Origin of the sequence: Caballeronia sp. LjRoot34, assembly GCF_964253815.1 — a bacterium.
Classification (GTDB): Bacteria; Pseudomonadota; Gammaproteobacteria; order Burkholderiales; family Burkholderiaceae; genus Caballeronia.
On record NZ_CAXUSB020000002.1, the window covers coordinates 2,359,338 to 2,379,370 of the forward strand.

At 60.8% G+C, this 20,033-nt stretch carries 16 protein-coding genes and 2 pseudogenes; 5 read left to right on the top strand and 13 right to left on the bottom strand.

Annotated elements, in window-relative coordinates; translation table 11 throughout:
- Positions 1–269 precede the first annotated feature (269 nt).
- From ACSQ36_RS30075 to ACSQ36_RS30105, 7 genes are all read right to left on the bottom strand, one after another.
- A complete protein-coding gene (locus ACSQ36_RS30075; protein ID WP_436184770.1) occupies positions 270–623 on the bottom strand; it encodes a copper-binding protein in 354 nt (117 codons plus the stop codon).
- Complete coding sequence (locus ACSQ36_RS30080) at positions 620–3,838, bottom strand: efflux RND transporter permease subunit (RefSeq protein ID WP_436184771.1); 3,219 nt, start codon at positions 3,836–3,838, stop codon at positions 620–622. Before ACSQ36_RS30080 ends, ACSQ36_RS30075 begins: the two co-directional genes overlap by 4 nt.
- Positions 3,835–5,373: an efflux RND transporter periplasmic adaptor subunit gene (locus ACSQ36_RS30085; protein WP_436184772.1), complete on the bottom strand. Its 1,539-nt coding sequence runs from the start codon at positions 5,371–5,373 to the stop codon at positions 3,835–3,837. The genes ACSQ36_RS30080 and ACSQ36_RS30085 overlap by 4 nt, the downstream gene beginning before the upstream one ends.
- Positions 5,374–5,384: 11 nt before the next feature.
- Positions 5,385–6,686, bottom strand: a complete 1,302-nt coding sequence (locus tag ACSQ36_RS30090; protein ID WP_436184773.1) for a TolC family protein — start codon at positions 6,684–6,686, stop codon at positions 5,385–5,387.
- A gap of 112 nt (positions 6,687–6,798) precedes the next feature.
- Complete coding sequence (locus ACSQ36_RS30095) at positions 6,799–7,164, bottom strand: hypothetical protein (protein WP_436184774.1); 366 nt, start codon at positions 7,162–7,164, stop codon at positions 6,799–6,801.
- A gap of 145 nt (positions 7,165–7,309) precedes the next feature.
- Positions 7,310–7,564 (bottom strand): DUF2933 domain-containing protein, encoded by a 255-nt coding sequence (locus tag ACSQ36_RS30100; RefSeq protein ID WP_436184775.1) that lies wholly within the window; start codon positions 7,562–7,564, stop codon positions 7,310–7,312.
- Positions 7,565–7,694: 130 nt separating this feature from the next.
- Positions 7,695–7,940 carry a hypothetical protein gene (locus tag ACSQ36_RS30105; RefSeq protein ID WP_436184776.1) on the bottom strand — a complete coding sequence of 82 codons (246 nt, stop codon included), beginning with the start codon at positions 7,938–7,940 and terminating at the stop codon, positions 7,695–7,697.
- Positions 7,941–8,639: 699 nt separating this feature from the next.
- On the opposite strand from ACSQ36_RS30105, the pseudogene ACSQ36_RS30110 reads away from it, so the two are divergent.
- From ACSQ36_RS30110 to ACSQ36_RS30125, 4 genes and pseudogenes are all read left to right on the top strand, one after another.
- A pseudogene (locus ACSQ36_RS30110) lies at positions 8,640–8,798 on the top strand (winged helix-turn-helix domain-containing protein); the annotation flags it as partial.
- Between the two features lie 2 nt (positions 8,799–8,800).
- Positions 8,801–9,787: pseudogene (gene arsB / locus ACSQ36_RS30115) on the top strand (ACR3 family arsenite efflux transporter); the annotation flags it as partial.
- Positions 9,784–10,209, top strand: a complete 426-nt coding sequence (gene arsC / locus ACSQ36_RS30120) for an arsenate reductase (glutaredoxin) (protein ID WP_213764170.1) — start codon at positions 9,784–9,786, stop codon at positions 10,207–10,209. The pseudogene arsB and the gene arsC, both read left to right, overlap by 4 nt.
- 602 nt (positions 10,210–10,811) lie before the next feature.
- Positions 10,812–12,125 carry a diguanylate cyclase domain-containing protein gene (locus ACSQ36_RS30125; protein WP_213764171.1) on the top strand — a complete coding sequence of 438 codons (1,314 nt, stop codon included), beginning with the start codon at positions 10,812–10,814 and terminating at the stop codon, positions 12,123–12,125.
- 112 nt (positions 12,126–12,237) lie between these two features.
- On the opposite strand, the gene ACSQ36_RS30130 is transcribed toward ACSQ36_RS30125, so the two are convergent.
- Entirely contained in the window at positions 12,238–12,825 is a 588-nt protein-coding gene (locus ACSQ36_RS30130) for a TetR/AcrR family transcriptional regulator (protein WP_436184777.1), read from the bottom strand.
- 103 nt (positions 12,826–12,928) lie between these two features.
- On the opposite strand from ACSQ36_RS30130, the gene ACSQ36_RS30135 reads away from it, so the two are divergent.
- Positions 12,929–14,299 (top strand): carotenoid oxygenase family protein, encoded by a 1,371-nt coding sequence (locus ACSQ36_RS30135; RefSeq protein ID WP_436184778.1) that lies wholly within the window; start codon positions 12,929–12,931, stop codon positions 14,297–14,299.
- 217 nt (positions 14,300–14,516) lie between these two features.
- On the opposite strand, the gene ACSQ36_RS30140 is transcribed toward ACSQ36_RS30135, so the two are convergent.
- The 5 genes from ACSQ36_RS30140 to ACSQ36_RS30160 all read right to left on the bottom strand — a co-directional run bounded on the left by ACSQ36_RS30140 (position 14,517) and on the right by ACSQ36_RS30160 (position 20,027).
- A complete protein-coding gene (locus ACSQ36_RS30140) occupies positions 14,517–15,458 on the bottom strand; it encodes a phosphotransferase (RefSeq protein WP_436184779.1) in 942 nt (313 codons plus the stop codon).
- 13 nt (positions 15,459–15,471) lie between these two features.
- Positions 15,472–16,398, bottom strand: a complete 927-nt coding sequence (locus tag ACSQ36_RS30145; RefSeq protein WP_436184780.1) for a phosphotransferase — start codon at positions 16,396–16,398, stop codon at positions 15,472–15,474.
- Between the two features lie 4 nt (positions 16,399–16,402).
- The gene (locus tag ACSQ36_RS30150) at positions 16,403–17,692 is read right to left on the bottom strand and encodes a Zn-dependent hydrolase (protein ID WP_436184781.1); all 1,290 of its coding nucleotides are present in this window, start codon (positions 17,690–17,692) and stop codon (positions 16,403–16,405) included.
- Positions 17,667–18,416 (bottom strand): DeoR/GlpR family DNA-binding transcription regulator, encoded by a 750-nt coding sequence (locus ACSQ36_RS30155; protein WP_436184782.1) that lies wholly within the window; start codon positions 18,414–18,416, stop codon positions 17,667–17,669. The genes ACSQ36_RS30150 and ACSQ36_RS30155 overlap by 26 nt, the downstream gene beginning before the upstream one ends.
- A gap of 72 nt (positions 18,417–18,488) precedes the next feature.
- Complete coding sequence (locus ACSQ36_RS30160; RefSeq protein ID WP_436184783.1) at positions 18,489–20,027, bottom strand: amidase; 1,539 nt, start codon at positions 20,025–20,027, stop codon at positions 18,489–18,491.
- Between the last annotated feature and the right edge of the window lie 6 nt (positions 20,028–20,033).

The following is a 20,033-nucleotide window of genomic DNA, read 5'->3' on the forward strand; positions in this document are numbered from 1 at the left end:
TTCTATATGCAGACGTGGCCTGAAACTGACGGCCGCAAGACGTGTCATTTGCCAATCGACTACGATCATTCGTGTATGAGCGCGACTTATTCTATTGGTGCGTCGAGCACGCTCTGCGGCGTCAATATCGAAACCATCCGTTATTACGAGCGCGTGCGGCTAATGCCCATGCGGCCGGGCACGTTTGAACGCGGTCCAGCGCCAGCAAGGCAATGAGGGGCGCCAAGGCAAGACGCCGCCACATTGCCGTGCAACCGGCGTAACGGGCGTTACTGTTTCATCAGCTTCACGATGGTCAGCGTCCCGTCGACATTCTCCACGCGAACTTTGACCTTCTCACCCTCCTTCGCCTGTTTGATCATTGACGCGTCCTTCGCCTTGTAAGCCATCGTCATTGCGGACATGTTGATGTTCTTCAAGGCTCCATGCTGAAGCGTCACCATGCCGGTGGATGGATCAACCTTCTTGATGACCGCATCGGTGAGCGCAGAGTTGTCCGGCGCCATGGCACTCATTGCGCCATTGTCCATCTTCATGCCCGCCATGTTGTCGGCCGCCAGCGCTGCGGTGGCCAGCGTGAAGGGGGCACAAAAGGCGGCGGTCAGGGTTATCAACTTCTTCATTGGCTTTCTCCAGAGTGAGTTTGCGGCACGAGCGTGCCAGTGGGTACTGCGTGAGGTTGAAGCGTTTCTTTGGTGTTTCGATTCGCGCGTGCGACGCGTCGGCGTTGCAGCAGGAGCCAGGCCGCCGGAATGATGAGCATGGACAAAAGCGGTGCGGTCACCATGCCGCCAACCATGGGCGCCGCGATGCGCTGCATGACTTCGGAGCCGGAACCATGGCCCAGCATGATGGGGATAAGGCCCGCCAGTACGACGGCGACCGTCATCGCCTTGGGTCTCACGCGCAGGACGGCGCCTTCACGGATGGCATCGATGAGCGTTGCTTCGGTAAAGGGCTCGCCTTCTTCTAGCCGACGGTTAAGCGCGCCCTTCAGATAGAGCAGCATCACGACACCGAATTCCGCCGCCACGCCCGACAACGCGATGAAACCTACCGCCGTGGCAACGGACACCGCATGTCCCAGTATCCAGATCAGCCAGAAGCCGCCGACCAGTGCAAAAGGCACCGTCGACATCAGCAACAACGCATCGGCCGCCGAGTTGAACGTCAGGAAGAGCAGCACGAAAATAACGACGAGCGTCACCGGAATTACCGTCCGCAACTTGGCCGCCGCTCGCTCCAGATACTCGAACTGCCCCGACCACGCGATCGAATAGCCGGGCGGCAGCACGACATTCTGCGCAACCGCGACCTGCATCGCCTTCACGGCCGATTGCAGGTCCGTGTCGCGAATGTCGACGTAGACGTAACCCGTCAACCGCGCATTTTCGCTCCGGATCATCGGCGGGCCATCGGAAATCTTGAGGGTGGACACGTCGCCCAATGTGATCTGCGCGCCCCGGTCCGTGACGATCGGTAACTGCCGCAGATTGTCAACGGAGTTCCGGATCTCCCGTGGATAGCGGATATTGATCGGAAAGCGCTCGCGCCCATCGATGACTTCACCGACGTTATCCCCGCCGACAGCGGACGACACGATGGATTGAACGTCAGTAATCGACATGCCATAACGGGCGGCCGCCAGCCGGTCGATATCGACGTCGATGTAATGCCCGCCGTTCAGGCGTTCCGCCAGTGCCGACGTCACGCCCGGGACATTCTTGACGGTGGACTCGACCTGCGTCGCGATCTTGTCGATCTGCCCGAGGTCGGGACCGGAGATCTTCACCCCCACTGGTGTCTTGATGCCAGTCGATAGCATGTCCAGGCGGTTGCGGATCGGCGGCACCCAGACGTTCGACAAACCGGGAATCTTGACGCGCGCGTCGAGTTCATCGATGAGCTTCTGGGGCGTCATGCCGGGGCGCCATTCGCTGCGCGGCTTGAACTGGATGGTGGTCTCGAACATCTCGAACGGCGCGGGGTCGGTCGCGGTGTCGGCGCGGCCCGATTTGCCGAACACGGTCTTCACTTCGGGCACCGTCTTGATGAGCCGATCCGTCTGCTGCAGCAACTCGGCCGCCTTGTCGGCCGAGATGCCGGGTAGCGCGGTCGGCATGTAGAGCAGGTCGCCTTCGTCGAGCGGCGGCATGAATTCGCCACCGAGCCGCGACACGGGAATCATCGTGACACCGAGCGCGACGACCGCCAGCGCAATCGCAACCCATGGCCGCCGTAGCGTCGCTTCGAGCAATGGGCGGTACAGCCGGATCAGCACGCGGTTGATCGGATTGGCGTTCTCATGCGGAATCCGGCCGCGGATCAGAAAGCCCATCAGCACCGGCACGAGCGTCACGGATAACCCGGCCGCTGCGGCGATCGTGTAGGTCTTGGTGAACGCCAGCGGCGCGAAAAGTTTCCCTTCCTGACCTTCCAGCGAGAACACCGGGATGAACGACAGCGTGATGATGAGCAGCGAGAAGAACAGGGCTGGCCCGACTTCGGCTGCGGACTCTGCAATCAATTCCCATCGCTGGGCGTTGGTGATCGGTACATCGGGGTGCTTATGATCGTACGCTTCCAGATGCTTGTGAGCGTTCTCGATCATCACGATAGCCGCATCGATCATCGCACCAATCGCAATCGCAATACCGCCCAACGACATCAGGTTCGCGTTGACACCCTGATAGCGCATCACGATGAATGCGGCCAGCACGCCCAGCGGCAACGACAGGATCGCGACGAACGCACTGCGCAGATGGAACAGGAACACCGCGCAGACCAACCCGACGATGATGAACTCCTCAAGAAGCTTGTCCTTGAGGTTGTCGACCGCACTGTTGATCAACTGCGAGCGGTCATACGTCGTCACGACCTCGACGCCCGGGGGCAGCGATTTCTTCAGGTCTGCGAACTTCGCCTTGACTGCGTCGATGGTCGTCAACGCGTTTTTGCCCGAACGCATCACGATCACGCCGCCCGCCACTTCGCCTTCGCCGTTCAACTCGGCAATACCGCGGCGCATTTCAGGCCCAATCTGGATGCGGGCGACGTCGCCAAGCAACACGGGCGTCCCTGCGTCATTCGTGCGCAGCACGATTTTGCGGAAATCGTCGAGCGAATGCAGATACCCGGATGTCCTGATCATGTACTCGGACTCGCCCAGTTCGACGACCGACCCGCCCGACTCCTGATTCGCCTTGCCAATCGCATCCCCAACGGTTGCCTGCGTGATGCCGTAGGCGCGCAGCTTGTCCGGGTCCAGGACGACCTGGTATTGCTGCACCATGCCGCCGATGCTGGCAACCTCCGAAACGTCCGGCACCGATTTCAACTCGAATTTGAGGAACCAGTCATTGAGCGCGCGAAGCTGCCCCAGGTCATGCTGGCCGGTTCGATCGACGAGCGCATATTCGTAGACCCAGCCGACACCAGTCGCATCCGGTCCGAGCGACACGGTCGCGCCCGGTGGCAAACGGCTCTGCACCTGATTCAGATATTCGAGCACGCGCGATCGTGCCCAATACTGGTCCGTCTTGTCATCAAAAAGCACATAGACGAACGCGTCCCCGAACGAGGAATACGCGCGAATGGTAGTAGCCCCCGGCACACCCAGCAGCGTCGTCGTAAGCGGATACGTCACCTGATCCTCGATCACTTGCGGCGCCTTGCCGGGATACGAGGCCTTGATGATGACCTGCGTGTCCGACAGATCCGGGAGGGCATCGAGTGGCGTCTGGGTCAGCGAATAAAAGCCCCATGCGGTGACGAGCACGGTTGCGAGCAACACGAGGAAACGGTTGTAAATCGACCAGCGAATGATGCGTGCAATCATTTCACCCCCCCGACCGGCTCGACCTTCGTCAATTGATATCCGTCATCAGACTGCTTGAAGACGAAATGCACGGCTTCGCCTACCGAGACGTCCGGGAAGGCCGTTGGAGATGGCTTGTCGAAGGTCATGGTCATCGCACCCCATCCCAACGCCGGCACGGGTTGATGCGAGAACGTAATGTCACTGGAAGTGACTTTCTCGACCTTCCCAGTCGTTTCGTAGGTTTGCGCGACAGCAGGCGTGGAAGCGGAGGCAGGAGCCACGGCCGACGCCGACGCACTGAGAGCCGCGCTTCCTTCGAGCTTCGGCAGCACGGAGGTCAGACTCGCTTCCGAGTCGATCAGGAACTGGCCGGAGGCGACAACCTGCTGACCTTCAGTGAGCCCGCTCGCGACTTCAGTGCTGTTGCCGCTGTCGTTGCCCACGGTGATCTCCACAGGCTGCAGCCGACCGTCGCCATTCCTGACGATAACAATCGACCGCTTGCCGGTCGTGATGACCGCTTCGGACGGCACGAGCAGGCGCGATACCGGTTTCGCTCCACTGACGCGCGCACGCATCAACATGCCCGGGGTCAGTTTCAACCCGGCGTTATCGATTTCGAGGCGCGCTTGCAACGTGCGGCTGTCGGCACTGATGCCCGGCAGGATTTCGCGGATGTGGCCGCTGAAATGCTGTGACGGGTCGCCGGCGAAAGTCGCGTCTACCGTCATGCCGGGCTGTACCTGCAACGCGAGCGACTCGGGTATTTCCACGATCAGCCATAGCTTCGACAGACCCGCGATCTTGGCGAGCGTTTGCCCCGGCGAGACCATCGCGCCGTCGCGGACATTGAGCTCGGTCAGCACACCCGCGTCCTGGGCGAACAGCGTCACGTGCGTCTGCGCTTTGCCGGTCCGGTCCAGGCTTGAGATGAGCCCTTCCGGAATCGATAGCGCCTGCATGCGTGCGCGTGCCGCGGCAAGCAGGCCGTCATCCATGCCACCGCGCTTGAGCGCCAGATATTCTTCCTGCGGCGCCAGCCAGTCCGGGACGAACAACGAAGCGATCGGCGCGCCCTTGGCCACCCGCTGCATCGGAGCGCTGGCATACAGGTGATCGATATAACCGGTCACGCGCGACTGGACGACGTCCGCCATCGACTCGTCGAACTGGGTGGTGCCGACCGCGTCGAAACCTTCGGCCGTGTCCTGCCGGCGCACCGTTGCGTATCGGATGCCGAGATTCTGTTGAAGCCCGGAGTCGACCTTGACGCCGCTTGAACCGCCTTCGTCCGCAAAGACGGGCTGAAGCTCCATGTTCATGAAGGGAGATTTTCCGGGCTTATCGAAGTGCTGGGCCGGTACCATCGGATCGTGCCAATACAGCACTTTGCGACCCGTCTTTGGATCGATGTCATTTCCTGGCGCCGGCGTGGCGGCGGCCATGGGGGCTTCTGTTCCGGGACGGTGGGTGCCGGCCACATAGCCGGCACCGAGCAGCGCGGCGGCAACGAACACCGCTGCAACGGCACGTACGAGTAGTTTCTGATTCATGTTTTTTCTCTTCATTGGCTGGCGGTCACGTCAGCCGGCAGAATCTGATATTCGAGCTGCGCCCAGATCAACGAAACGTCCCGTTCGACGTTCAACACCTGAAGGTCCGTTTCGAGCTGCATGTGCCTCGCGTCCAATGCATCGGAGAGCGTGCCGGAACCAGACCGATAGGCGGCATTGGCGAGTTCCACTTTCTGTCCAGCGGCGGGGAGAACGGTTTGCTTCAGATTGGCCAGGCGCTCCCGGCCGCTGGCGAGCTTCGCCGTCAAACTCTGGATATCGGCCAGGACCTGTCGCTCGGTATCTTCATAAGTGAGCCGCGCTTGCGTACCCATCTCGGACTTCTGCTGGACGTCGCGATCCTCGACATTCCTGCGGTTGATCGGCAAAGGGATAGAAACCCCTACCGACACGTAGTCCGGAAAATTCCCGCCGCTCTTGAAGTAGGTCAACCCCCAGGTCCAGTTCGGGCTTCTATTGCTTCGGGTCACGTCTGTGTCGGCATCGGCCAGCGAGATGGCCGAGCGGGCTGCGATCAATGCAGGCTGAACCTGATCGAGTTGCTCAGCGCTTAAACCGGACACTTGCGATTCAAGCTCGGGCGGATCTCCCGCGACCTCCAGCACGTTGCCTCTGGCGGTCCAGCGCGACAAGACGATCAACGCGATCTTCTCGTCTTGCTGCGCATTGATCAGTTCGTTACGCGCATTGCCGAGGGTCAGGTTCGCCTGGGCGACATCGACCGCACTCCCTTTTGCGCCACGATACGACGCTTTTTTTGCGGCAAGTTCCTGGCCCAGATGGTCCACCAGGGCCTGGTTCAAGGCGACAGCCTTTTTCGCATAGATGGCGTTGAGCCATGCCATCGCCGTTTGTTGACGGACATTGGCCACGGTCTCGAGGTAAGTCGATTTATCGCGGTCCACAGCCCGATTCGCCATCGCCGTTTGTAGCCGGCGCTTGTCCGCGGACACCCATTCCTGTTGAATGCCGACGCCACGCATCGTGAAATTATCTTGTCCGATGGTGAAGGCATTACGTCCATTGATCGGCAGGTCCTGAACACTCAGGTTCAAGGTCGGATTAGGCAGTTGTCCGGCTTTGACGACCACATCGGATGTGCCCCGAACCGAGGCTTGCGAAGCCTGGATCGACGAAGAGTTGCTGGTCGCTATTTGGAGCGCCTCGTTGAGCGTCATGCCCGCGTCCTGAGCGTGCGCGGCGCTGCCTGCAAAGATACTGAGCGTGAAGAAAACGGCACGCGAGTGTGCCGAGGCGCGCCAGGATCCCGGCGTGCCGATAATTGAAAGCATGGTCTAACCCCGAATGGTCGAGCCACGCATGACCGCACGAGCGGACATACGGACTCACGTCCTGAGAAAGGACGACATCACCGCGTCAAAGCGGCGAACCAGAATGATGGAGTTAGAGAGACCGCGGAGGACGCCAGGGGCCATCCGGCTCGCGGACGGAGAGCGACTCTGCGTAGTGGAAACTGACGGGGACAAACGACCCGACGGGCCGGACAACGGTGGGAGAAGAGACCGGGTGATAGAGGCTGCCCATCTGACACTGGGCAGTCACCTTGCATAAAGACGCTTTCGACTTATCGTGCTCGCTGGACGCTGGTGTCATCGAATCGCAATTCGGCATATCGGCCGACATGGCAGCGGTGTCGCCGGTCATGTCGGCTTGCATCGGGCACTGTCCGGTCGTGCCGCTCGCTGCCAGCCCGCTCAGGGGCAGCATTGCACACAGCAGCAAGACGAGAAGTGTCCGGAGAATTTTCATCGCAGCAAGTATAGCTCAGCAATTTCGATCTGATTGGCGGCCGTTTAACTCGACGAGTCAGTGTTCCGCGCAGGCGTTGCAATGACGACGCAGACGAAGATTCAGCGGACTCCGTTTTCGTCTGCGTCTCTACGTCGTTGGTTGCTTATAGCCGGCTCGACCTGCTTTCGCTTGAGGACAGCAACTTGCTCGCTTGTGGCGCGGCAGTGCTGTCCGACTCAACGGGGCGCTGCATGAACCACATCATCAGCAGCATCGACAACGGACACAGCATCACTGCGGCGAAAGGCGCCAAAGCCAGGATCCCGGCGCGATACTGAGGCAGTGCCCAGTATGCGATCGCGAGAACCGCTGCCAGCGCACCGGCGACTCTAAACAGGTATTTCATATTGCATTTCATGGAAGACTCCAGCCTCGGGGCCGATCGGCCCCGAGGCGTCAGCAAAGCTCAGTTAATAAAGTGATGAGTCGACCTCATCCAAAGCGAACCGCTGCGGATCGATACCGCCTCATTGGACGGGTCTCGCGGCTCAGTTTTTGCCGTTCGCGCGCTGCTTGCCCATCATCGGACAGTCACCGTTGCTCATCATTGGACAACCGTCCATGTTCATCCCGCCGCTGGCCCCGGATCGCATCATTGGGCCCGCGTTGTCGACGGCAAGAGAATCGGTCGGATACGCTCCACCACGAGGTCCGCCGCCGTTGGCCATGGCCAGACCGGCGAAACCAGTGATAAACATGAGCAGAAGGGACATTGTCAGTCGTTTGATATTCATTTTGAACTCCGGAAATGAGAGGTAATTCGGGGTGCGTGTTCGAGACAGGAGCGCGCGGGACCAGGCGGGGATCGCGACTATGCTGCACGCCCGGCGAGCGTTACACGCGCTCCGATCGACAGTCAGCCTGACGCACGACAGCGTCGTTACGGCTCTGTTTTACAGGGGGCGGGGTTAAGCGGTTTGTGGGGGGCGTTGGGGCGGTTCGGGGACGAACTGCGCATTGAGGACGCGGCTCATAGGCCGGTAGGAGGGCACCAAAGCCATCGCTGCAATGAATTGATAGGGTGGTGAGGCAAGCATGCCCAACGGGCCGCAGCAGGGACTATATGTGCCGGTTTGACACGCTGTCTGCATCTGGACACATGGTGCTTTGATGCCATCTGTGTGCCGGTCCGAATCGGCCGTTGCAGACAGGTGCTCGTGGCTGGAGGAAGCCGCTATCGAATTCCCGGAACAAACCGGTGCCTGCGCCGAGTAGCCGACGAGCGGCAACCAGGCAATCAGAAAGCAGGCCATCAGTTTGATCAGGAATTTCATGGTCTCAGTCAAGGCACCGCATCTTCGCCCACTGCGTCAGGTCTTTCTGGATACTCAACCTTCCCTCGGTGGGAAGGTCAACACTTTTTTCAAACTGCTTTTGTCACGTCATTTCGATGATACTTGAAATATCGAAACCAGTGCTTTAAGGTTCAACGCGTGGACTCCAATCTCGTTGTACGCGCCCTGAGCGCGCTCGCCCATGAATCGCGTCTCGCTATCTTCCGCATGCTGGTCGTAGCGGGGCCGGACGGCATGGCTGCCGGTGAAATCGCACAGCAGCTCGGGCTTTCCCCTTCAAGCCTGTCGTTCCACCTCGTATTCTTCTCGGGCAGGTGCTTCCCCAGTTCTTTCAGGCGATCGGCCGCATGGAAGTGGCACAGGTCAATCTTCCGGTCGGCGTGCTCATCTGGGTGATGATCATTCCGATGCTGGTCAAGATTGATTTTGCCGCGATGACTCAGGTCAAAAGTCAGTGGCGTGGCATTGGCGTCACGCTATTTGTGAACTGGTTCGTCAAACCGTTCTCGATGGCGTTGCTCGGCTGGATCTTCATCCGCCATGTGTTCGCGCCGTGGCTTCCCACTGATCAGCTCGACAGCTATATCGCCGGCTTGATCCTGCTGGCCGCGGCCCCTTGCACGGCAATGGTGTTCGTCTGGTCGCAGCTCTGCAAGGGCGATCCGTATTTCACGTTATCGCAAGTGGCGCTGAACGACTCCATCATGATCGTGGCCTTCGCGCCGCTCGTCGCGTTGTTGCTTGGTTTGTCGGCCATTACGGTGCCGTGGGATACGCTGATTATTTCGGTCGGCCTCTACATCATCATCCCGGTCATCCTCGCTCAACTGCTGCGCCGAATGCTGATGGCGAAGGGCGAGGCGCATTTTCGGAAGACCGTCGCACATCTCGGCCCTTATTCGATCTGCGCGCTGCTCGCGACATTGGTGCTGCTCTTCGCCTTCCAGGGGCAGGCGATCATCGAGGAACCGTTCGTGATTGCGATGCTCGCAGTGCCGATCCTCATTCAGGTGTTTTTCAACTCCGGCCTCGCCTACCTGTTGAATCGCCGGCTCGGTGTCGCACATTGCGTTGCGGGACCGTCCAGTCTGATCGGTGCGAGCAATTTCTTCGAGCTGGCCGTGGCGACGGCAATCAGCTTATTCGGCTTTCACTCCGGCGCGGCGCTGGCCACCGTGGTCGGCGTGCTGATCGAGGTCCCGGTGATGCTGCTCGTCGTCGGGGTCGTCAATCGATCGCAGCATTGGTATGAAGCAAAACACAGCATCAAAGGACAACGTGTATGAGCGTCACGATCTATCACAATCCGGATTGCGGCACGTCGCGCAACACGCTGGCGATGATCCGCAACGCGGGCATCGAACCGGAGATCATCGAGTACCTGAAAACCCCGCCGAACAAGAGCACGCTGAAGGATCTGATCTCCCGCGCCGGTCTCACGGTACGCGCTGCGCTGCGTGAAAAGGGCACGCCTTATGCCGATCTTGGCCTGGGCGATCCGTCAGTAGGCGATGAGCAATTACTCGACGCGATGCTGGAACACCCGATCCTCATCAATCGGCCGCTGGTCGTCACACTGCTTGGCGTACGCCTGTGCCGGCCCTCCGAAGTCGTTCTCGACATCCTGCCCGCAGCGCAAAAAGGTGCTTTCACCAAGGAGGACGGCGAAGCTGTCATCAATAGCGAAGGACGCAGGGTCCACGAATGACACAGGATCGTCCCAACGTCAGCACACCACACGTCGGCACGCGCAACTCGTGTCGTGGGGTTCGATCTATTACGCGTTCTCGCTGTTTGTCGTGCGGCCGGTATCAAACTGATTTGCGACGCTCGACGCCAGTTCGTCAGCGGCTCTTGTCGTGGCCTGTTGGCGCCTTTGCCAGCTATCGTCGAAATGGATCACGGAGGGATCGCGTTCGCCCCGAGGACGCTCATTAGAGTCTTCGCGTTACGCTGTCCTTGGTCCTCCTGATCATTGGCCTATATGCCGCGCGCCGCTACCGTTTAACAGTTGAAGGATGGGCCTCGACCGAGGTAGCGGCCCGTTTAAAATCTGTATTTCGCCGCGATCCGAAGGCGGTCCAATTGCAGAACCGGTATCGCCCCCGAGAGCGCGCGACATCCCGCAAAACTGCCTACCAGATCTTCCTGCCACCTGCAGGCGATTTACTTTCAAGACCAAGTCAATTCCAACATTTCATTTCATTTGTCGTATAAATTGGATTAACTGCTGGTGCCGCCATGCATTCGACGCGACCTTCGCACGGAGCATCAAGCCCGACGGAACGCCCTTGTCAGGAGACGGATCGCGTGAATTTCAATTTCTATGGGCTCCCGGAATTTGTCTCTTACAGCATCTTGCTGGGGATCTCTCTTGTCCTGATCAGGCAAAAGCGGGAGGTCCGGCTGCGATATTGGCTGGCCGGTTGGCTTCTCGTCCTTTTGCACGCCGGCATTTTCATGCTTTTGCCGCAAAGTTTTCCGTTCGACGTGCTTGCCCGAGGGACCCTCGCTTTAGCCGGGCAGGTATTCGTTCTCGCCGCCTATTATCAAGGGCCGACGATCGACTCCTCCCGGCTCATTCCGAGGGTGGGCCTTTCGGGAGCATTGAACCTGACCTTTGCGGTGGCGTGCGCGGCCTATGCCGAATTGCAGCCGGCTGGCCAACAAGTGGGGCCGTTCTATCTGCTGACGGCGCTGGGAGCAGCCAGCACCGTCTGGCTCGCCGCTGCCGACAACGCGGAAACCAGCTGGCATCCTCGCGTCTCGGTCGCGCTGGTACTACTGGCGTACGCGCTCCAAGCCTGGGCGCTGCATGCGTATGGTATCGCCATGGCCAGTCAGTGGTTGATGTGCTGGACCTATCTCGCGGTGGCGTATTTCTTCCTGCGCCAGACGCCAAAGCTGACCATGGGCGTCGTGTTCATCGCACTAAGCTTCGTCCTTTGGGGCCTGGTTTTCCCTGTCTACTCACTGCTCAACTTGCATGCCCCAACGATTTCGAGTCACATCGAAGCGGAAGTCTGGAACCTGCCGAAATTTCTCGCTGCCGCCAGCATGATTCTCGTGCTGCTGGAAGAGCGCGTGGACCTGGCTACCCATCTTGCCGCCCATGACGAGCTTACCGGTTTGCCGAACCGTCGCCTGTATGCTGACCGCTTCGACCAGGCCGTGGCACGAGCCGCCCGTGACGGTTCTGGATTCGGCTTTCTGGTCATCGATCTGAACCGCTTCAAGCTGGTGAACGACACGCTGGGCCATCAGGCCGGGGACGATGTGCTGAAAGGGGTCAGCGATCGGTTCCGTAAAGTCCTGCGCGGCGTTGACACGCTTGCACGAACCGGCGGGGACGAGTTCACCGTGATCCTGGACGGTATCAGCAACCTGCCTGATGCCGAGGCTGTCGGCGATGCGCTGCGGAAAGCGCTCGATGCTCCGATCCTTCTCGCGGAGGGACCGTACCATGCGAGCGCCAGCGTCGGCGCCGCCGTCTATCCCGGCGACGGATTGACCCAGATTCAGTTACATGCTGTCGCGGACGAACGCATGTATGCCGGCAAGGAGCAGTACCGCATCGAGTCGGCGCACTACGGAAAGGTAATCAACGATCCAGACCGCGCTTAGGATTGCGCCGGGCGCGGGATCGATTTCAAGTCGCCCGCCCCTTCTCAGCCGTTCACGTCCGCGCGACTTGAATGGCCGCTCGAAAACGAACTGTGGAATCTCCCTGGAAAGCTTAAAGAGCAAGCTCCGCCAGCAAAGTTTCAAGTGCTTGCGGCACGAAGCCGTCCGCCTTCAGCATTACCAGTCCATGCAACTGGGCCCACACCGCCGTGGCCGATCTCAATGGCCCGCTACGGCCACGGACCGAGACGCCCGCGAGCAGCAATTGGTAGCTTTCCTCTGCCGCCTGGCTCAGCGGGCTATCCGGCGCGGCATCGGGAACCAGGCGCGAGGCGAACATCAATCGATAAAGTTCCACATTTTGCTCGCCGAACCGCAGGTACGCCGCAGCCATAGGCCTGACGTAACCATCGTCTCCTCCAGATTCCGCCGCATGGCGCAGTGCCGCTGAAAACTCCTGGAATCCTTCCACCGCCACCGCAAACAGCAGGTCATCCCGGTCCACAAAGTGACGGTAGGGTGCCGACTGAGCGACGCCGGCACGCCGTGCAAGTGAAGCGAGGGTCAGACTCTGGGCGCCGTTCGCCGTGATCTCTTCGCGCGCGGCGTCGAGCAATGCCCGTCGCAGATCGCCATGGTGATAGGTCTTGCGGTCCCGGGATCGTTTCTCGGGCGTCTTTGTCGTCGTGTCTTTGCTCATAACCATGTTTTGAGGTCGATGTGATAGGTCATAACTTTTTCTTGACTCCCGACTGGGAAGGGCATCAAAATGATACCTCATCACATTACGAGTAGCGACCCAAATGACACCAATGACCCACGAACCCGTCCACCCCATCTCATCGGGAGAAACCTATCTGTCTGGCAATTTCGCGCCAGTCGAGGTCGAAACGACCGCTTTCAATTTGAAGGTAACGGGGAGCATCCCCGAGGAACTTAACGGCCGCTTCCTGCGAATCGGCCCCAATCCGGTGACGGTGCCAGATGTGGCTCGCTATCACTGGTTTGCTACATCGGGCATGGTGCATGGCTTGCGGCTTCGCGACGGCAAGGCTGAATGGTTCCGGAGCCGCTTCGTCAAGGACGCAGATGCGTCTGCGGCCTTGGGCCGTGAGCCAATACCAGGCCCCGCGCCGCAGCACCGTGACGGGCCGGTAAATACAAATTTCACGCGAGTCGGGGACAAGGTGTATGCGGTCGTCGAAGCTGGCAACTTACCGGTCGAGCTCGATTACGAACTGGAGAGCGTCGCGCGCTCTGACTTCGACGGGACGCTGGAGACCGGCTTCACAGGGCACCCCAAGTTCGACCCCATCACCGGCGAACAACACGCTTTGACGTACGAACCCGAACAGCCGATCCGGTACGTTTCAGTCGACCGAAACGGCCGCGCCACCACCAAGGCACGTATCGACTTACCCCACATCCCGCTCATTCACGACGTTGCGTTCACTGCATCATTTATCGTTGTGCCTGACCTGCCCGTGACCTTCCAGCCGCAGACCGCGCGAACGGCTTTCCCGTGGATATGGGATGAAAGTCGCGATTCCAGAATCGGTCTGCTGCCACGGGACGGCGACGTGTCGCGTCTTCAATGGTTTTCGGCTCCTCGCTGCTTCGTCTTCCACTTCGTCAATGCTTATGACGAGGGCGATCGCACGATCATCGACCTCATCCGCCATCCGCGCATGTTCGAGCGCGATCATCACGGTCCCAACGAGGGCGTGCCGGTTCTCGTCCGCTGGACGCTCGAGCGCAACAGCGGACGGTTGAGCGAAACCGTACTTGACGATCGCGGCAATGAATTTCCGCGCATCAATGGTCGCTTTGAAGGACAGGCCTATCGGTATGCCTATACGGCGCACTGGGGCGATCAAGTTTCGTTTGGTCCGGCCAGGAAGCACGACATGCTGCGCGGCACATCTGAAGTGCATGACTACGGCACTGGCCGAATGACGCTTGAGCCGGTGTTCGTGCGACGCCCCGGCGCCGTGCAGGAGGACGACGGCTGGATCATGTCCTACGTCTACGATGGCAACCGCAACCTCAGTGACGTGGTCATTCTCGACGCGCAGGACTTCGCAGGCGACCCAATCGCGACTATCCGCCTACCGGTCCGCGTGCCATTCGGTTTCCACGGCGGCTGGGCCGCGGATACGGGTCCGTCCTCGTGATGCATCTGACGCATCAGACGCATCGCCCTTGAGCGGACATTGCCTCGTGCGGGGCGAAAAGCGTCTGACCGACTGGCTGACTGGCTGACATTGCGCGAAGACTCATTCGAGTTCCTCGGAACACATGTTCATTGCGCAGAACGTCATGAGCCGGTTGAACAGGGGCTCAGGGCGAACTTATGAAAAAAGAAAGGTATCCTGATTACATCATGCTCACTCAACAACTGCGCAAGAGCTCGTTCCACGCAGGTTCATCGATCACGGAGCGCGCACGCATGAATTTCCACGCGCCGTATTTGAAGTAGTCGAAGTCGAGCGTCGATATTTCGTTCTGAAGCATCGACCAGGTTGCCCATTTCAGATCCGCAAGCGCCTTGTGCACGGTGACACGCGCCAGGTTCGCCGGGCTCACGCTGCCGAAGTAGGACTCGACCATTTCTTCTTCGACCTCACGCGTAAAAAACATCTCGCCGCTCAACGCGCCCAAGTCGTAGCATCGGTCGTTATTCGATGCGTATTCGTAGTCGATCAGAAGGATTGTCCCGGCTTCATCGCGGAGAAAATTGCCTGGCATGGGATCGTTGAAACACGGGACAATATCCAGTCCCGATGCTTCCAGCGCGGCACGTGCGCGGGTGTATTCCCTATAGAGCCGCGGGAAATCGGCGGGCAGCTTGCCACCCGCCTGGCGCACCTGCTCAACATGTTCATCGATCAGATCGAAAATGGTCTTGGTCAACGGCAACAATGGCGAGGCATGCAGCGCGCGGTATGCGTTCATGACCGAAGCGCGAACCGGCGCATCGAGAAAATCGCGGTTCGAGCACGTGGTGCGCCCCTCCACGAAGTCGTTGATCTCCACGCCTAGTTCCGCCGCATAATCATATAAGCGCGGCCCGATGCCAATGCTTTCAGCCTGCTTGCTCGCCGCGAACGCCGCCTTCCGGTCGATGAACTGCTCTGTTCCGCGCCCCGGCACCTTGACGAAATAACTGGACACTTCGCCGTCCAGCCAGACACGCCAGTTGCTATTGCTGATACCGCCCGCTACGGGCGCATATCGCAACGTGCGGCCGCTCCAGGGTTGGACGCCGCGCAACACGGCTTCAATTTCCCGTTCGGCGTCGCTTGAGCCAGTGCCCAGCATTTTTGTCTGCATCGTCATCGCCCTTTCAGATCAGCTTGAGCAAGCCGTCGGCATCGATACGCGACGACGCCATCGAGCAACGCAGCAGACGCCATTGCGCATACTTCAGGAACTCTATATGGCGCCGTGGCGACGTTGCGTTCATCTTCAATCCCCACAGTCCCCAGCGCAGGTCGTCGGCGAATGCGTAGCAACGGCTGCGCGCGAGCTCCGCGTCCGTGACGTGGCCGTTCGCCATTTCCAGCGCTGCCGGCCACGCAGAAAGCGCCGGCAGGATTTCGTTTAACGTCACGGCAAGATCGAATGCGGGATCGGTGTTGGCGGCTTCGTCGAAATCGACGAGTTGCAACGCGCCGTCCTCACGCAGCATCACGTTGGATGTCACGCCATCCGCGTGACAGGGACACGTGTCGATGCCAGAAGCGGCCATGGCGGCGCTCATGCGCGACGCGGTCGCTGTCAATGCTGCAAGGTCTGCCGTCAACGTCATGGAAGCGGCGAGACGGACGATGCGATCGAAGACGTTCGAATCGCGTTCGAATTGCGGGAGCGCATGGATCGCGCGCTTCGCCGCGAGCAGTTTTTCAAACGTGGCCGGCACGGCGAGGTCGTCGAGATGGGCGGTCTGCCAGGTTTCGTCGAGCAGATCGAACACGGTTATACCGAACGCTTCGTTTGAATGACGCGGGCCTGGCGTGAGACCGATTGCAGCCACGGCGGCAGCGGCGCGAAACGATGCCCCCGTGTCCACCGTTTCAGCCAGATCGGGGTGCGCTATCTTGACGAAGAATACCGCCGGCGCGTCGTCGACACCCACGCGCAAGCACTCGCTCGACACGCCGCGATGCATCGGCGACATGACCGGCGAAAGCGCGTGTTCATAGCTGATCCGGCGGTTCGCCCAGGCATCGATTGAATGGAGCGCGACGTCCACGCTTGGCGATATGGACATGGAATCAGCCTCTCGCCGCTGCGATCACGGGGTCGCCGCCCGACTGGCAGAGACGGGTGGCCACGTCCATGAGCACCGTCATGCCTGTATCGAGATCGTCCGTGTGCGTGTCCTCGTTTTCGTTGTGCGCAATGCCGCCGATGCTCGGCACGAATACGAGTCCGGTGGGACATGTGTCGAGCAGGCTAAGTGCGTCGTGACCGGACACGGTATCGATCTCCCGGCAGCGCACGCCCGCTGCCCGCGCGCAAACCTTCACGAGTTCGCCCACCGCCGAAGGCAACACGCGAATCGGCCGGCTCGTGCGATTGACGATCTCGAACGTGACGTTAGCGAGCCGCGCTGCCCGCTCGATTGCCTGGATCGCGATGGTTTCAGCTTCCTGGAGAATACTATCCTCGATAGCGCGCATTTCTATGGACAGTTCCGTTTGCGAGGGCACCACGTTGGGAGAGTTGGGCTGCACAACAAGCCTTCCCACCGAGGTATGAATGCGGTCATGCCACTTGTGGGCGATCGCGCGCACGTCGCAGATCACCTGCGCCGCTGCAAACAGCGCATCGCGGCGCGCGCCCATTTTTGCAGGACCCGTATGCGCCTGCTCGCCCTTGAACGACACATCCATCTTCGCCGCGCCCCAGTTGCGCGTGACGATTCCGATAGGAACGTTGTCCGCTTCCAGCAGCGCGCCCTGCTCCACATGCAGCTCCACGTAGCAGGAAGGCGCGGGAGGCGGCGCATCCTTGCCACGGTAGCCTATCGCAGCGAGAGCGTCGGCGAGCGTCACGCCGTCATCGTCGCGGCTCGCGAGTGCATCGGCCATGGTTATCTTGCCGACGAACGTCCCGCTGCCGAGCAAGCTCGGGCGGAAGCGCGCGCCTTCCTCGTTGGTCCAGTTGACCGCGCAAAAATCGCAGTCGAACGATGCGCCGGCGTGCTTCGCAAGCATCAGGCGGCGTCCCGCCTCGAATGCCGCCAGCACGCCGAGCACGCCGTCGAAGCGGCCGCCGCGGGGCTGGCTGTCGAGATGCGAGCCCATCATCACGAGCGGCGCGCCGGTGCGATGCGCCAGCCTGAAGATGCCAAACTGATTGCCAACGCCGTCGGTGAGAACCTCGGCGCCTGCGTCACGCAGCAGCGTCGCGAACGCATCGCGCGCTTCTCCGTCCGCCGCGCTTGCACACAGGCGGGTCACGCCGCCCGTGGTTAAACCGCCAAACTGGGCGAAATGGGCAAGCAGGCTGGTGAGCTTGCCCGTTTCAGATGTCTCAGGAATGGATGAGTTCGATGTCATGCTCTGCAAAAATTTCCTTGAATGGCGCAGATGGCGCGCGGTCACAGACCACCGTCACCTTTTCGGTAATGGGAAACGTATTCAGGTAAGCCTCGCGCCCGAACTTGTCGATATCGGCGAGGATCACCGACAAGCGTGCTTGTGACTTCAGCACGCCGCGCAGGTTCGATTCGTGTTCTTCGTAGTCCATCCAGCCGTGCTTCAGGTCGCATGCGGCGATCCCCATGAACGCGGCATCGTAGAAAAAGCGCCGCGCGTACGAGAGCGTCTCGTAACCCACAAGCGCGTTGTCCTTGCCGCGCAACATGCCCGGCGTCAGGTTCACGCGGCTCACGCTGGTGCCGAGCAGCAGCGCAATGTCGATGGAATTGGTCGTCACCGTCACGTTGCGCCCGATCAGCCGGCGCGCGAACGCAATGGTGGTCGTGCCCGAATCGATGAACACCGACATGCCGTCCTCGACCAGCGCCTGCGCCAGTTCCGCGACGCGCGCCTTGCCGCGCACATTGACCTTGCCGCGCTCGGTCACGGGGCGTTCCACGTCAAGCCGTGGCGGCACGGCGCCGCCATAGATGCGCCGCAGCATGCCGCTTTGCTCCAGTTCCTTCAGGTCGCGGCGGATGGTCTCCTCCGACACGCTCAGCAGCTTCGCAAGCGGCGTCACCGAGACGCGCCCGTTGTCCCGAAGCCGGGTCAGGATCTCCTGATATCGATGCTCGGACATAACTTGTTCTGTTCCTGCGTGTTCACGATTGCACCATGACGCGATTGCACCATGACACGATAGCGGCCGTCCTCACGGCTGCAGGACGGGCGTTCGCCGGTGCGCCCCGGCGGTTTCGTAATCGTAAGCCATCGCGAGCAGCGCCGGCTCGCTCCATCGGCGGCCGACGAAGATCAGGTTGAACGGCGAGCCCGATTCGTAGTATCCGGCCGGCAGCGTCACCCCCGGCAGCCCGGCAATATTGATCTCGCACACGGTCGTTTCGTGCAGCGTTTCCGTGCCTTCGCGTGGCGGCAATGCATCGCGCAGTTGCGGGAACACGAGGCCGTCGAGCGCGTGCTTCGTCATGACGTCTTCGAAGATCGAAAGATAGGTTTCGCGCAGTGCATAGAACGCATTGATCACCGGCGGCGCCGCGGCATTGCGCAAGTTCGCTTCCATGTCGGGCAGCGTCGACATGTAGGTCAGCACGCCCGACGGACCGAACGGATCTTCGGCGCGGGTGGCATTGACGAAATCCGTCCACGTCCTGATCGTGTTACCCGGGCCGAGGCGTTCAAGGTACTTCTGCATGTCGTATGGGAGGCTTTCCATGCCGCGTGCATCGAAGTGATCGGAGCCCGGCGCCGGCTTGCCGAGCGCCGCGAAACCGCTGCCGGCAAACGGGTCATCGACGAGAATCGCGCCGCGTGCTTCGAGCTCTTTCTGCGCGCGCTCATACAGCGCGATGGTTTCCTCCGATAACGCCCGCGCGCGCCATCCCGGTCCGTAAAGCCCGAGCCGCTTGCCCTTGAGCGCGTCGTCGCGCAAGTCCGCCGCGTAACCGCCACGCGGCTTCATTCCCACGCCTGCCACGGTCTTCAGGTCTTCCTCGCAGAAACCCGCGAGCGCGTCGAGTGTGAGCGCCGCGTCCCGCACGCAACGCGCGATAGGACCCACTACGTCGCGCGTGCTGCCGGCAAGCGGCATCACACCCGCATTAGGCACGAGCGCGAAGGTTGGCTTGATGCCGACCAGCGCCTGCGCCGATGCAGGATTCTGGATCGATCCCCCGGTTTCTTCGGCGAGGCCAAGAACGGCCATGCTCGTGCCGACCGCCGTCGCCGTGCCCGCGCTGCTGCCGCCCGGCATGAACGATGTGTCCACCGAGTTGAGCGTCGGGCCGGCCCAGCTATCGTTCGCGTGCGAACCCGTGGCGCTCAGTACCGGCACGTTCGTCTTGCCGAGAATCACGCAGCCGGCCGCGCGCATGCGAGCCACGACCGGCGAGTCCGTGGCCGGCATCAGGTCGACGCCGCCCGTCGGGCTGTAAAGAAGCGTCCAGCCGCCGGTCGTGGGGAAACCGGCCATGTCCATGGTGTCCTTCACCACGACCGGCACGCCCGCGAGCGGGCCGAGCGCTTCGCCGGCTGCGCGGCGTGCGTCGATGGCGCGTGCGTCGTCAAGTGCCTGGGGATTCAGGAAGATGATCGCGTTATAGCGCGGATTGATTTGCGCAATGCGTTCGAGGAACGCCGCGGTCAGCGACTCGGAGGTCAGTGCGCCGCTCGCAAAGCCGGACTGGATTTGCGCGACGGTGAGTTCGATGACATCGGGGGTCGTGTGGGTCATGGAAAA